Origin of the sequence: Xanthobacter autotrophicus, from assembly GCF_030015065.1 — a bacterium.
Classification (GTDB): domain Bacteria; phylum Pseudomonadota; class Alphaproteobacteria; order Rhizobiales; family Xanthobacteraceae; genus Xanthobacter; species Xanthobacter autotrophicus_D.
This window is the reverse complement of record NZ_JAIVFN010000001.1, coordinates 20,350-34,730: the sequence shown is the minus strand read 5'-3', so window position 1 is coordinate 34,730 and position 14,381 is coordinate 20,350. Positions and strand designations below refer to the sequence as shown.

Below are 14,381 nucleotides of genomic sequence, written 5' to 3'. Positions count from 1 at the left end.
GTCGAGGCCCCCTTTGAGCAGCCGCGCCATGTCCCGGGTGTCGATGGGGCGCGTGTCGCGCGGGTTCGGCTGTCTTGTCGCCCTCGTCGTGCTTTTGGCGCCAAACCTTGCGTCGGCGCGCAATCTCGCGCTTCTGGTGGGCGTCGCCGCATATGACGAACCGCAGATCCGCGCCCTCGCGGGTCCGCGCAATGATGTGATTCTGCTGTGGCGCTACCTCACCCGCCACGCCTTCGACGCCGCCGACATCGAGGTGCTGGCCGAGGGATTGCCGGAGGCCGCCGATACGCCGCGCCCCCTGGCGGCGCCGGTGCGCTCGGCCATCCTGGACGGCCTCGCCCGCCTCGCGGATCGCGCCGGGCCCGGCGATTTCGTCCTGTTCCACTTCTCCGGCCACGGCACCACCCAGCCGCAGGCGCCGACGGCCGCGGGCGCCGAGCCCGAGGCGGGGGGCCGCGACCAGGTTCTGCTCCCCAAGGATGCCGGTCTGTACGATGCGGCGGCGAAGACCATTCGCAATGCCATCGTGGACAACGAGCTCGGCGCCGCGCTCGACCGCATCCGGGCCAAGGGCGCGACGGTCTGGGTCATCGTCGATGCCTGCCATGCGGGAACCGTCACGCGCTCGGCCGACGCCACGCGGGGCATTGATGCGACGATGCTCGGGGTGCCGCCCCCGGCGCCCGAGGCCGCGCCGACATCCGCGCCGGAGCGCGGCGGCACACTGCGAGGGTTCGAACGCCCCTCCAAGGCCGACACGGGCTCGCTGATCGCGTTCTTCGCGGTCGATTCCTGGACTCCGGCCATCGAGCGGGCCTATCCGGCGCCTGCGGCGGGGCTTGCCGGAAAAAGCGCCGCGGGTGACGCGCCGCAGGCGATGTTCGGCGTGTTCACCTGGCACCTCCTGCGCGCGCTCGAAACCGGGCGGGCGCGCACCTTTCGCGATCTCGCCCGCATGGTTTCCCTCGACATCGCCGCGGCCGCGCGCCTCGCCCACGCCCCCTTGCCGGTGTTCGAGGGCGACCTCGACCACGGCGTGTCCGGCGTGCAGCCGGGATCCGTTCCGCGTTTCCCCGCGCGGCGCGACGGCGCCGACCTGGTGATCGAGGCCGGTGCCCTGCAGGGGTTCGACGTGGGCGCCGAGATCGCTTTGTTCGACGGCCCGCTGGCGGACGCGCGCCGGCTCGGCATGGCGCGGCTCGCGGCCACCACGGCTGGCGAAAGCCGCGCGCCCCTGGCTGAAGCACCGGCATCTGCGGGCGGCCGGACCGAAGCCGGTGGCGATCTGTGGGCGCAAATGGAGCGCCCGGGCGTCGCCTTCCGCTTCCGGGTGGCGGGCGTCGACGAGCCGAGAGTGGCCCAAGCACTCGCGCTCGCCCTGCGCCCGCGTGAGGGCGCGCCGGCCATCGGGGTCGAGATGGCGGAGCCCGGACAGCCGGCGGACCTGCGCCTGCACCTCGCCGACGGGCAGCTCTGGCTGGTGCCGGAAGGCGGCTTGCTGGTCCGCGATCCGCAGGCCTACGGGCGCAGCTTCTCGATCCCCTTGACCTCTCCGGACGGCCTGCTCGCGCAGCAGCTGCGCACCGCCGTCTGGGCCTACGCGCGCGCGGCCAATCTCGTGCGCGTCGCCAGCAGCGCGGAAATGGGCTCGAACGGCGCATCGGGCGATATCGACATCAGCCTCGACCGGGTCCGGGAGACCGATCCCGCGCAGCTTGCCGATCCGCGGCGCGGTTGCGGACAGGTCTCGCAGGCTTCGCCCCCCTTGCCCGTGGACAGCGGCACGGCGGCGGCGGTCTCCCATTGCGACACGGTTCGCCTGACCATCACCAACCGCTCCGATCGCGACATTGATCTCGGCATCTTCTTTCTCGATCCTTTGGCCGGCATCGACCTGCCGGTGCGCAGCTGGCGCCAGAATGGCTGCATCGCGACGCTGCCGGCCAAGGCGGCAAGCCCCATGGTGCTGCGCACGACCTTGCGGACCTGGGGCAAGGACGGCCCCGCCCAGATCGGCCTGCATCGCATCCTCGTCTTCGCCTTGCCCCGTGCCGGCGGCATCCCGCCCTCGCTCTGCCACCTGTTGCAGCGCGACGTGGAGGCGGCGGCGGCCGGCGCAGCGTCCATGCGCAGCGGCACCGGCCACCGGGCCTTCGTCGATCTGCTCGGACGGGCCGCGCTGGTCGATGCGAGCCTGCGCGCGGCCAACCCGTTCGAGGAGGAGGCGGGCGAGGCGAATTCCGTGGTGGTGCGCCAGTTCACCCTCGATCTGCTGCCGCCGGAGGCGAGCCGCTGATGCGCCGCGTCGTCCATCCCGCTTTGGTTGCGATCTGCGTGCTCGCCTTGCTCCTGTCGGGCATCGCGCCCGGTCTGGCGCAGGACCCCTTGCCGCCCCCCGCCCAATTGCGGGACGAAGCCTTCCAGTCGGCGCAAAAGGCCATGCTGACCTCGGCCAGCATGGCGCTGGCGCAACTCGGCGTGCGCTTTGCCGCCGGGTCCGACGACCTCGCCCGCCTCGTGCGCCAGCGGCAGGACCTGGTCGCCGCCTGGAAGAGCGCCGACCAGGCGCTGGTGCAGGCGCTCGGATCGGCCGACAGCGGCAATGATCCGGTGGTGGAGACCCGTCGCGCCGCAGTCGATGCCTTGCAGGCGCGCATCGCCGAGAGCGACGGCGACATGGCCGCGCGCTTCCCCTCCTATGCCGAGCTCTCCCAGCCGCAGCCCGTCTCCATCGCCGCGACGCAGGCCCTGCTGGGCGAGAACGAGGCGCTGGTGCTGGTCTTCGTCGCCACCCGCGAGACTTTCGTCTGGGTGGTGACGCACGATGCTGCCGACTGGCACCGCGTGCCGGTGGAACGCGACGTGCTGGTCGAGCAGGTGAAGGCATTGCGCGCCGGCCTCGATCCGGGGGCGGTCGCGGTGCTGCGCTCGGCGCTGCGCGACTTCGGCGACACCGATGTCGAGGGCGCCGCCGCCGGTGCGCGCGTGAGCTTCAGCCGCGCGATCGCCCATGACCTGTTCCGGCGAATCCTGGCGCCGCTCGACAAGGTGCTGGCGCATCGCGAGCGCGTCTTCGTCGTCGCCGAGCGTCCATTCGATTCGCTGCCCTTCGCGCTGCTGGTGACCGAGCCGCCGCAGGGCGACGACACCGATCCGGCGGCGCTGCGCCAGACCGCGTGGCTGATCCGGCGGCAGGGCATCGTGACATTGCCATCGGTGTCGAGCCTCAGATCCCTGCGCGCCGCCGCTGCCGCGCCGCCGGCCCCCCTGCCGTTCCGCGGCTATGGCGCGCCACTTCTGGGCGGACGTCACGGTCCGGCGCAGGTCGCCAGCAATGCGGAGCATGTTGCGGGAACGCTGCTGCGGGGCGGCGCGGTCAATCTGGAAACCGTCCGCAGCCTGTCGCCGCTGCCCCAGACGGAAGGCGAGCTGCGCCGGCTGGCGGAGGCGCTGGGTGCCGCCCCGGACTCCGTGCAGGTCGGTGCCGCCGCCACCAAGAGCGCGGTCCAGGCGGCCGACCTCTCCCGCTACCGCGTCCTCGCCTTCGCCACCCATGGCCTGCTGGCGGGCGACATTCCCGGCCTGTCGGAACCTGCCCTCGTCTTCACGCCACCGGCCGTGGATGGACCGGACGACGGCCTTCTCACCGCGTCCGAAGCGGCACGGCTCAATCTGTCCGCCGACTGGGTGATCCTGTCCGCCTGCAACACGGCCGGCGGCGACGGCACGCCCGGCGCGGACGGCCTGTCGGGGCTCGCCCGCGCGTTCTTCTATGCGGGCGCCCGCACATTGCTGGTCTCGCACTGGCCGGTGCGCGACGACGCGGCCGCGCGGCTGACGACCGGGGCCCTTGCCGCGTTGCGGACCGAGCCCACCCTCGCCAAGGCTGAAGCCTTCCGCCGCGCGACGCTCGCGCTGATTACCGATCCCTCGGACCCGACGCTGGCACATCCGGCGATCTGGGCTCCTTTCGTCATGGTGGGGGAGGGACGGTGAAGCATCTCGCGCTGATCGGCTTGATCGTTCATGTGATGGCCCTGACGGGCGTTGGTCCCGGGTGGTCGCAGACTGCAGGCGGACCGGCTGCGCCGGCGGCCCGGGACGCGGCCGACACCGCGCGACGCCTGTCGGATATCCGGGACCGGCTGCGGGCCGCGCACAGGCTGGTCGAGGACAAACGGCCGAAGGATGCCATGGCGTTGCTGTTGCCGCTGCGCGACGCTCTCGAGGACGAGGGAAATCCCGATCTCCTGCTCGTCCTCTACGACCTGACCGGATATGCCGGCGCCCGGTTGAAGGACCGCGCCGCGGAAATCCGCGGCAACGTCCATTCGGTCCTGTTGAACTACCTTGCGGCGCCTCTGAATGCGCCCGACACGGTCATGGCGGAACTGGCACTCGCCGAAACCTATCGCCGCTATGACATTCGCGAAGCTCAACTCTACGTTCTGATGAATGTGCTGGCGGCGGGAAAGACCGCCCGCTGGGGCGGCCCGCTTTCCGACGACATGGAGGAAACGCTGGCCATGGCCGAGGCCCTCACGGGGCAGCGGCTGCAAGCCGACGGGCGGCCGGAGCTGGCGCTCTTCTTCTTCCGGCGGGCCCAGGTCCTGGCGCGCAAGGGGCGGATGGACGCGGTCAATGCCGGGAAGCTCGATACGGTCATCGGCGAGCTGGAGGCACCGGTGGCGGGGCGGGACCGTAACCCGCTGCCCGGGCCGGACGACTGCCTGGGCAGCGCCAGGCCGGATGCCACCCGCATGGCGGCGTGCCGGCAGGCCGCAGACCGCGCCATCATGACCGGCAATGCCATCCTGGCGGACAAGATCCTGTCGAATCTCCTGAACGACGTCCCCCTGGGCTCGCTGCGCGAGGAGCGCTACGACGCGGCGCGCGACCTTTATCTGCTGCGCCAGCTGAACCGCGAGGATCACGATCCGGCTCTGCTGGAGAGCGCGGACCTCGTCGCCAACTATCTCGCCAGTATCAACGAGGCGACGGTGGCCGCGCTCATCGGAACGCGCGTTGCCCGCACGGTCATCGACCGCGGAACCTATGACCCGCGCATCGCCCAGATGTGCGGCCACATCGCACGGCGGGCCTTGCGAAACGGCTCCGCGGAACTGGCACTCCGCATGCTGGCGGTCCAGCGCGCCGTTACCCTGTCCGGCATTGCGGACGCCGACACGCCTCTGTCCACCGCCACGCCGGACATTCTGGAGCGGCAGGTGATCGCCGCTCTTCTCCAGATCGAAAGCGCCCAGATCGCCTCGACCGCCAATTATCCGCGCGTCGCAGCCGCCGAATGGGCCGATGTCGATCGCCTGGTCGCCACCGTCGCCCTCGGCGATTTCGAAAAGATCGAACGGCTCACCACGATCAACTATGCGGGGGTCAAGGACTATGTCTTCCCGTCCTACGCAGCCGCGGTGGAATTCGTCGGGCGCCTGGCGCGCGGGCTACCCGCGCAGGATCCCCGCCGCGACGAGGCGATTGCGGGCTGGATCAGCGCCGTCGAGGCCTGGTGGGGCGACAGCGTCCGCGCCGACGCGATGGCTGACGAGGCGATCCGCGAGATCCGCGCGGCGCCGGAGGGGCGCCTCACGGCGCTCGCGCGCCTGCTGACCCTGCGCGCCGGCTTGGTGGAAACGACGAACCCGGCGCTCACGGTGCGCTATACGCGCGAGGCCTATGAAATCGTCGCCAGCCAGCCCGGCCGCGAATCGGACCGCATCGAGCTGCTGCTCGACATGGCCTCGGACCAGACCGACAGGGGGCTGTCGCTCGCACTCGTCGGCGAGGCGCAGAAGCTGCGGGAGGCGACCGGCACCATAAACCTGCGGACGCAGGTGCGGCTCGACCTGAAGCGCTCCTTCCTGGCATTCGATGACGGCGACCATGCCTTGGCTCTGCGCTTGGGGGAAGGGGCCGTCGCCAGCCTCGTTGCGGCGGGCAAGGGGGACAGCTGGGCCATCGTCGAGCCGGCCCGCAACCTGGCCGGCCTCTATGCCGCCCTCGGCCGCATGGATGACGCGCGCAAGACCTATGAAACCTATGTCTTCCCGCTCAGCGACCCTGTCCTCGTCGGCGAGGAGAAGGCCATTTCGGACCAACTCGGACTCGCCAATCTGGAATCCTATTACGGCCCCGACGAAAAGACCGTCCGAACCCTGTCGGCGCTCCTTGATCGCGCGCGGCGCCGGGTGAAGGACGATCGCGACCTGGGCCGGCGCATCCTTCGCGCGCAGGCATTCGCCTATCTCGGCCTTGGCGAAGGGGCGAAGGCACGGGAGGCGGCCCTCGACGCATTGCGGACCCCCAAGCCCCCGGCGACCGACACCACGAGCGCGCGGGAAGATCGCAAGCTGCTTGAGACTCTGGTGGGTGCGGATTGGCTCGGCAGCCGTGCGGCGGACGCACCTTAGGACAAGCCCGGGCATGACGACGGCTCTTTTCCAGCGACATGGATAAGCCAGCCGGATTCGTCTCCAAGCCCGTGAAAGGAGAACGCGGTGTGCGGTCGGATCGTGATGCAAGCCGTTCGGTGCATGCTTTAGCGGGGCCATTTGACCTTCTCCGAATGTCTGACATTCTCGCAGCGTCACATGGAGAGGAAACCGAATGAAACCAGCATTCATCGTTGTGCCCGGCAGGTACTGAAACGTCCCTGGAGTTGAGGGGCGGCGTTGCCGCAGACGCCCGCACCCGTGAGCCAGGCTCCATCCGGACGCACTCGGCCTTCCGATCGGTCCTGTCCCGATCAGTCCAGTTCTGCCCCGTTCAGCCCGGTGACCATGCCATCCCAAGGGCAAGAGCCCCGTCGCATCGGCCCGGAACGCCCCTCCGTCGTCACAGAGTGCCTCCCATGATGCTTCAGTTGCTTCGCCCCGTTGTCCAAAGGCCGACGCTCCGCTTCGTCGCGCTTGCGGTCTGTCTTTCCGCCACCGCATCCGCCGCTCAGGCCCAGGCGCCGGGAGACGAACTGCGCCTCGAGCAGGCCCCCGCCGCAGCGGGTGCGCGCCCGTCGACGCTGCCGGCATCGGATGACATCGGCACCGCCGATCGCCCGTTCCGTCCCGGCAGCAATGCGAAGACACTGCCCTACGCCGCCGCTGGCGCCGCGCTCAAGACGGGCGGGATCCTGAAGAAGGGCGCCAACGAGAAGATCGTCGGCGGGCAGCAGGCGGCCCCGGGCAGCTATCCGTTCCAGGCCGGGATCATCCGCGTGACCTCCACCAACGGAAAGATCACGGGCCTCGCCCCCATGTGCGGGGGAAGCGTTCTGACTTCGCGCTGGATCCTGTCCGCGGCCCATTGCTTCGTCGAGGGCGAAGGCGGCAAGGTCGAAGGATTGCGCAACACCAAGAACCTGTTGGTCCATGTGGGCAATACCAGCCTTCTCGCCGAGGATGACGAGCGCGACTGGATTCCGATCAAGCGCATCATCCCGCACCCCAAATATGTGACCGGCACCAACGTCAACGACATCGCCCTGATCGAGCTCGAGCGTGCGCCCAAGCGCAACGTCAAGGTCGCGCAGGTCACGGTGACGACCCTGGATTCGGAGTCCGCCGACCTCCCGAGCGAGGCCGAGCTGCATATCATCGGCTGGGGCACCACCTCGGAGGGCGGCAGTCCTTCGCCTGATCTGCTGGAAACCAAGCTCAACGCCGTGGATCGCAATCAGTGCAACCGGGTTCTGACCTCGGCGCTGGTGAATTCGCCGGATGCCCGCAAGGCGATCGAGAACCTCAGCTACGTGTTCAACCTCTCGCCCGCCGGCCGCAGGGCCCTTGAGCAGCAGCTCCCGCAGATTGGTGGCGTGGTGACGCCGCAGATGTTCTGCGCCGGAGCGGCCGTGGACGGGATCGATACGTGCCAGGGTGATTCCGGAGGCCCGATCCTCAGTCGCAAGGCCAATGGCTCCTTCGTGCAGGTGGGCATCGTGAGCTTCGGCATCGGTTGTGGCCACGCCGAGCTGCCCGGCGTCTATACCCGGCTGGCGCTCTATACCGACTGGATGAAGAAGACCATCGCCACGCCACCGGCTCCGCCTCCGGCTGCCGCGGCAACGCAAGCACCGGCCAAGCCGCAGAAGCGCCCCTGAGCGCCCCTGAGCGCCCCTGACCGGACCCGTGTGCTTCAGGGCTTCACGGGCTGGCTGATGGGCCAGAAGGCGAAAGACAGGCTGGCGCTTTCGAGCGGCAGCCGACCCCCGCGCGTGGAACCTTCGATCAGGTCGTCGAGATCGCCGGTCTCGCTACCCCGGGTGGCCGGTCCGCCGGTGTCGTTGAACCCTGTCAGGGCACACAAGGCGGGCAGGTCCGTTTCGCCTTCGACGAAGGGAACGCCCGTGACGAAGACGCCATTGGTGGTGGAGGGCGCCCGCCCGGCCACGATGGCCCGGGCGTGATAGGGCACCTCGAACACCAGCCGCCGACCGGGCTCCAGCCGGTCCGAGACGGTGAGCCCGATGGGGCAGGTCGGCCGGCGCGCCATCAGATTCCACGCGTCGTCGAGGAAGAAGATCGCCGCCAGGAACGGGCGGGTGCTCCGATTTTCCACCGTGACCTGTACCTTGTCGCAGAGCTTGACGAGGGCATCCTCGCCAACCGGCGTCGCGGCGCCCTTGAACGCGCATTGCCGCGTCGCCGGATCGAGCCCGAAGCGCCGGACCTCGACCGATACCTCCAGGTCGCCGGTTGTGCCGCTGGCTGTGGCGAGGGCCTGGAGCCGCGAGAGCTGGCGTGCGCGCAGCACCGCGCGCGCAATCGCGGCGGCGGTGCTGCCGCTATCCGCGTCAGGCGCGATCAGCACCGCCGGTCCGGCCTCCACCGCAAGCGGGTCGAAGCCGTCCGGCATGAAGCGGAAGCCGTCGGCCGTCATCCATGTCGTCAGGGCAGGGGCAGCGTCGTCGAGCCGCGCGCGGTCCTTCAGCGGGCCCGCAAGCGCGGCTTCCAGCCCCTTGCGCAGGCGTTCCTCGGTTGCCGCATCCGGTGCGCCCGCGCCGGGCCACGGGCGAGGGCGAGAAATGCTGAAGGTGACCGGTGGCGCGGGGCGGGCGAGCCGCGCATAAGCCGCCTGCTTCAGGGCCGGGGAGCTTGCTGCGGTCGGGCAGCGTGTCGTGGTGGGCATGCAACCCGGCTTGACCGCCGCCAGCGTGGCGCGGGTCGCCTCCACATCCTGAACCACCGCGAAGCCGGTGGGTTTTCCGACCCCGGGTGCCGCGCTGTCATAGAGCGCCACGACGGCGCCTGCCTCCACCCCCTCGATCTGCCCGGCATGCAGAATGCCGCCGCTCACCCGCCAGGTCGCGCCGGCAGTTGGCGCCGCCGCGCCGGGCAGCACCCCATCCATGCCATCGCCCTCGAAGCTCGGCGTCTGCCGGGCCTGGAAGGCGGCGTCAGCGCGGAGCACGCGGCCGGTTTCGACCATCATCTGGCGATAGGTGAGGGAGGGAGCGCGTTGCAGCACCTCGGCGAGGGCCGTTGTGAAGATCGAGCCCCAGACACGCCTTTCCATCGGCGCCCCGGGCGGCAGGGCCACCTCCCGCGCCGTCTCGTTCGGCTGTGAGGCATAGAAGGCCGTCAGCCTGCCGGAGCCGGGCGGCAGGGCCGGTGCCATGTCGGCGAGCACGGTCGCCTTTTCGGGAGCCATGGCCGTGGCGGACGCAAGGCCGATGTCCTCTAGCTCGATCTTCTTGTCGTGCACGCCCTCGCCGACCGAACGCGAAGCCGATCCGGAAAAGCAGCTGTCGAGAATGAACCAGACATCGGCGCCACGGGCACGGATGGCATCGAGCCGTTCGCCGAAATCCGGCCCGGCGATGCCATTGTCGAACCGGTTGCGCGGCCCGCCTGGTCCTGGCGGAGATGCATCGCGGGGGAGAAACACCTGGTCGAGGCCATCCACCTTGAGGCTGGTGCGCGAGGGCTGGCGGGTGCCGTGGCCGGAGGCATAGAAGATGACCAGGTCGCCTTTTTCCGCCTCCCGCGCCAGCCGTTCCATGCCCTCCAGGATGGCCGCACGGGTCGGCGCGCCGGCCGAGCCCTCCACCCCATCGGCGAGCACGACGAGATCACCTTGGGAGAGGCCGCGCGCCTTGAGCGCGAGCTGCATGCGGCGCACATCGTTGGCCGGCGCCTTCAGCTGCTTCTCCGCCGGAAAGCTCGGATATTCGGAGACCCCGACCAGCAGGGCCCGGGTCTTCGCCGTTGCCCCGTGGGGCGCGGCGGCGCAGGCGAGGGCGGAGAGCGCGACCAGCAGGACGCTGCGCAATCTCATCGAGCAGGTCTCTTGCCTTCGGCAAGTCATCGGGCAGGTCTCTTGCCTTCGGCAAGACGGAGCAGCAACTCCTCGGCGGCACCGTAGTTTCCCGCCTCCGCGGCAATGGCGGCGGCGTGCAGATCCCATTCCGCAGGCTTGCGGTCGAGCAGCCAGAGCGCGGTCGCCACCTGGCCGAAGGCAGGCGTCGGCGCGCCTTCGCTGATCCATTCCGGGACGGCGGGCGGTGTCGGGTCGGCGAGAAGGTCGATACGGACCTGCGCGCCGACCGCATCGCTCACCGCCAGAAGCAGGGGGCCGGATGCCTTGCGCGGAAGCGCCACGACGGCGGAGCGCCCGCTCGCGCGCGTCGTCGCCAGCGCCGTGCCGCCTTCGGCCCGGCCACGGATCTCGACTGTATAAGGCTTCATGCCGCCGTCCCAGGCGATCCACAGTCGCGTCCCGGGAACCACGCGCTGGGTGACGGTACGACCGAGCTGCAGCCGCAGGGTGCCGTCGGTGCGCCCTATGAGATTGACGGTCCGTGCCTCCGGACGCGCCCGGAACAGCTCCCCGACCATGGCCGCGAATGCGCTGAAGCGTCCTCCGGCGGGAAGCTCGCCCTTGATGGGATGCGGCGAGTGCGCCGCGTCCACGCGCAGATGGCGATCATTCACCGTCTCGATGACGACCGAGGTGCGGGGCTCGCGCACCACCACCTGGTCGCCGTCGAACAGCGCGCCACCGATCTGGACGGAGACTTCCTGTCCCTCGCGCAGGATATGGGCGGCCTCGTCGGGATCGGCGGCCGGAGTCTCGACGCCGACGATGTAGCCCGCCGGGGTGCGCATGGCCTCGTCCTCCGCTCGCACGGGAAGGCTTGCGGCAGCGACGAAGGCGAAGGCCAGCAGCGCAGGGCGCATCCGGGCAAGCAGCATGGCTGCACTCTTCACGCGATGTCCTCCGTGCGTTGCGATGCCTGCGGCTTTTCCGGCTTCAGCAGCGCGCGCCATCCTCGTGCACGCCATTCCTTGCAAATGGTGTAGAGGCCTTCAAGTGTCGAAAGAAAGGCCACCATGCCGAAGGCGGCCAGTACGATGTCGCCGGCGGTGGAAGGGGCGAAGATGCGGCCGAGCGCCATCAGCGAAACCAGCACCGCGACGGCGATGACGACGCTCGCCGCCACCGCCCGCAGGCGGGATGTGACCACCATCATGGCGCCGAACAGCGCCAGCGCGATCAGCGTCGCACCGAGCGGGCCCAGCGGCTGCCCGGACAGCACCGCGGGGGCCGTGGCGACCGCATTGGCGACGATGAGCGCCCCGGGGAGGAAGCCGATCGGCGTGAGATGCCCGTCGAGGCTCTCGGCATGGCTGGCGCCGATGATCACGAACCGGTCACGCAGAAGATCGTCGGCGACCGCGCGGGGGGCGACGATCGTTCCCGCCGAGGTCATCAGCGCGCGCGCCGATACCCTGCGGAACAGGGGCACGTTCCGGCCATCGCGCCGGATGAATTGCGGATCGGCGTGATCGGGTCCGTCGGCGATCAGGAAGGCGATTGCCGCCCGCTGGTCGGGATTGCGTGGCCAGGGCGAGGCCGGGGCGGTTGCCGCGCCGGGATCGCAGATCGCCTGGGTGCGGGCCGCCGCGAAGGCCTGGATATCGGACAATGGCCGCGGATCCGCGCTCGCTACCGCGGCGGCGAAGAGCTGCGGCGAGGGCAGGGTGCGTCCGCCGTCCGGCGCGCAGAACGTCCGGCTGAGCTCCCACCGCCGGACGACACGGTCCTCGTCGATGCGGCTGATGCTCGTCACCCAGAGGATGTTCGCCCGCCCGCGCACCGCGGCATCGAGGATGGAGGGTTGCTCGGCAAGGGCCTCGTCGCGGCTGCCGGCCTGCTCCACCGGCCCCAGCCGGCGCGCGAGCGCGAGCGGCGGCGCATCCCCCGGATAGGCCGAGATGAAGGCGAGGAGGGCCTGATCGCCCGCCGGAGATCCCGGCTGCGAGGTATCCATGTCGAGGAAGATGCCGCTTGCCCGCTTGGCCGCGGCCAGCGACGCCAGCCCGGCGACCAGATCGCGGGGCACGCGCTGGGGGTGCCCGAGCAGCGCCATCGTCGCGGCATCGATGTCGATCAGCGTCACGGGAACGGCATCGCGGGTGGCGCCGGACAGCACGGCCGACCAGCGCACGATCCTGTCCTTCTCACCGAGATTGGCGCTGAAGCCGGCGATCTGGTCGGCCAGGCCGAAAAACGAAAGGAAGCCGATGACACTGGCAAGGATTGCCGGCTTGGCGAGCAGGCCGATCCACCGGGACGGACGTTTCACGAAAGCTTCGACCCCGGTGCGAATGCCACGACACACTCCGCCATCAGACGTCTAGAGCACGTGCCGATCTGCTTGCATCGCAAGCTGATCGGACAACGCGTTCTCTTTCTTGCGTTTAGAGGGCGATTCACCGAGCAAATTGGTTCAATTTGCTCGGATCGCGCTCTAACGGACCGTAGGCGCTCGAAAATACAGCTCCAGCGTCGCCTTGGAAAGAGGCGGTCGGCCGGACGGCAGCCCGCGGAGCGCTCCTTGGCGAGGCCTGCTTTCGACAATTGCGGGCAGGCCGAGCCTCCCGAATCGTGATCGGAAGTGATCCGAGATCGCAAACACGGACGGACCGGGTCCGAGCGACATGCGAATCAATCGCCAACAACAGCGCCTTCGTCTATGGTGCCGCGGTTTTTCCAGCCTAATCGTCTTTCCGTGACCCCCGCCGCCCGTCTGCAAGCTGCTCTCGACCTGATGCATGAAGTCGATAGTGTCGCGCGTCCCGCCGATGCTGTCGTCTCGGCGTGGTTTCGGGCCAGACGCTATATCGGCGACGAGGATCGTGGCCATATTTCCGATTTGCTCTATGCGCTGCTGCGACATCACGCACGGGTGGGCTGGTGGCTGGCGAAGCACGGACGAAAGGACGTGCCTCGCAACCGGCTGCTGGCATGGCTTGCGCTCGATGGGGGCAACATCTTTGGGGGCAAGACCCCGGGAGGCAACACGCGGGGTCAGATCCATGGTCTGTTCAACGGGGGCAAATTCGCCCCTGCCGTCCTGATGGATCACGAGCGCGCGCTGCTGGTCAAATTGCAGGGCTGCCCGATCGACCATCCAGCCATGCCGGACGAGGTGCGCTTTGAATGTCCATCCTGGGCGGTCGAGCCTCTGCGGCGGCGTTTCGACGAGGCGTTCGCGCGCGAGATGGCCGCGCTTCTGGCAGCAGCCCCGCTCGACCTGCGCGTGAATCCGGTCAAGTCCACGCGTGAGGCCGTGCTGTCCGCGTTGCGGGATCTTGGCTTGCCGGCCGAGGCGTCCCGCATGGCGCCCTATGGTATCCGCGTGAAAGGGCGCCTTTCACTCGCCAGCCTGCCGATGTTGAAAAGCGGCGAGGTCGAGATTCAGGACGAGGGCTCGCAGCTCGTGGCCATGCTGGTCGACGCACGGCCGGGCGAACGCGTGGTGGATTTCTGCGCCGGAGCCGGCGGCAAGACACTGGCCATTGCCGCGCAGATGGCAAACAAGGGCCACGTCATCGCCTGCGACGTCCTCGACAGCCGTTTGAAGCGCGCCGCCGAGCGTTTCAGGCGTGCGGGACTGCACAATATCGAGACCAGACTCCTGGCCAGCGAGACCGATCGCTGGGTGAAGCGTCACAAGGGCGGGTTCGATCGCGTGTTGGTCGATGCCCCTTGCAGCGGCACCGGCACGTGGCGGCGCAATCCGGACGCACGCTGGCGCGTTCTGGGCCTCGGACTTGAAAATCTCCTGCCGCTGCAGGCCAGTATTCTCGCGAGCGCGGCGCGGCTCGTGAAGCCCGGCGGGCGGCTCGTCTACGCCACATGCTCCATGCTGGCCGAGGAGAACGAGGCGCAGGTGGCCGCCTTCCTCGCGGCGCATCCCGCCTTTCACGTCGTGCCGCTACGAGAGGCTGCGCCGCAACTGGCCGAGTCCGCCCATCCGGACTACCTGTCTCTGACGCCCGCGCGCCACGATACCGATGGCTTTTTTGCTGCCGTCCTGCAGCGCGAGGCTGCGCCCTCGCCCGAGTGATGGCTGGTGCCGGGCAAGG

8 protein-coding genes are annotated in these 14,381 nt (G+C 69.5%); 5 read left to right on the top strand and 3 right to left on the bottom strand.

Annotation, left to right across the window (positions count from 1 at the left end; all coding sequences use genetic code 11):
• Positions 1-28 precede the first annotated feature (28 nt).
• The 4 genes from K9U40_RS00145 (at position 29) to K9U40_RS00130 (ending at position 8,107) form a co-directional block, all read left to right on the top strand.
• Positions 29-2,296, top strand: coding sequence for a caspase family protein (locus K9U40_RS00145; protein WP_282888289.1), 2,268 nt, complete (start codon positions 29-31; stop codon positions 2,294-2,296).
• Positions 2,296-3,996 carry a CHAT domain-containing protein gene (locus K9U40_RS00140; RefSeq protein ID WP_282888288.1) on the top strand — a complete coding sequence of 567 codons (1,701 nt, stop codon included), beginning with the start codon at positions 2,296-2,298 and terminating at the stop codon, positions 3,994-3,996. Before K9U40_RS00145 ends, K9U40_RS00140 begins: the two co-directional genes overlap by 1 nt.
• Positions 3,993-6,425 (top strand): hypothetical protein, encoded by a 2,433-nt coding sequence (locus tag K9U40_RS00135; protein ID WP_282888287.1) that lies wholly within the window; start codon positions 3,993-3,995, stop codon positions 6,423-6,425. The genes K9U40_RS00140 and K9U40_RS00135 overlap by 4 nt, the downstream gene beginning before the upstream one ends.
• 440 nt (positions 6,426-6,865) lie before the next feature.
• Positions 6,866-8,107: a serine protease gene (locus tag K9U40_RS00130; protein WP_282888286.1), complete on the top strand. Its 1,242-nt coding sequence runs from the start codon at positions 6,866-6,868 to the stop codon at positions 8,105-8,107.
• Positions 8,108-8,142: 35 nt separating this feature from the next.
• On the opposite strand, the gene K9U40_RS00125 is transcribed toward K9U40_RS00130, so the two are convergent.
• From K9U40_RS00125 to K9U40_RS00115, 3 genes are read right to left on the bottom strand one after another with little or no spacing between them, the layout of a single operon-like run.
• Positions 8,143-10,284 (bottom strand): caspase family protein, encoded by a 2,142-nt coding sequence (locus K9U40_RS00125; RefSeq protein ID WP_282888285.1) that lies wholly within the window; start codon positions 10,282-10,284, stop codon positions 8,143-8,145.
• 26 nt (positions 10,285-10,310) lie between these two features.
• Complete coding sequence (locus K9U40_RS00120) at positions 10,311-11,216, bottom strand: hypothetical protein (protein ID WP_282888284.1); 906 nt, start codon at positions 11,214-11,216, stop codon at positions 10,311-10,313.
• On the bottom strand, positions 11,213-12,595 hold the full coding sequence (locus K9U40_RS00115) for a CHASE2 domain-containing protein (protein WP_349239401.1): 1,383 nt from the start codon (positions 12,593-12,595) through the stop codon (positions 11,213-11,215). Before K9U40_RS00115 ends, K9U40_RS00120 begins: the two co-directional genes overlap by 4 nt.
• Before the next feature lie 426 nt (positions 12,596-13,021).
• Between K9U40_RS00115 and K9U40_RS00110 the strand changes: the two genes are divergently transcribed.
• Entirely contained in the window at positions 13,022-14,362 is a 1,341-nt protein-coding gene (locus tag K9U40_RS00110; protein WP_282888283.1) for an RsmB/NOP family class I SAM-dependent RNA methyltransferase, read from the top strand.
• Positions 14,363-14,381: the final 19 nt, after the last annotated feature.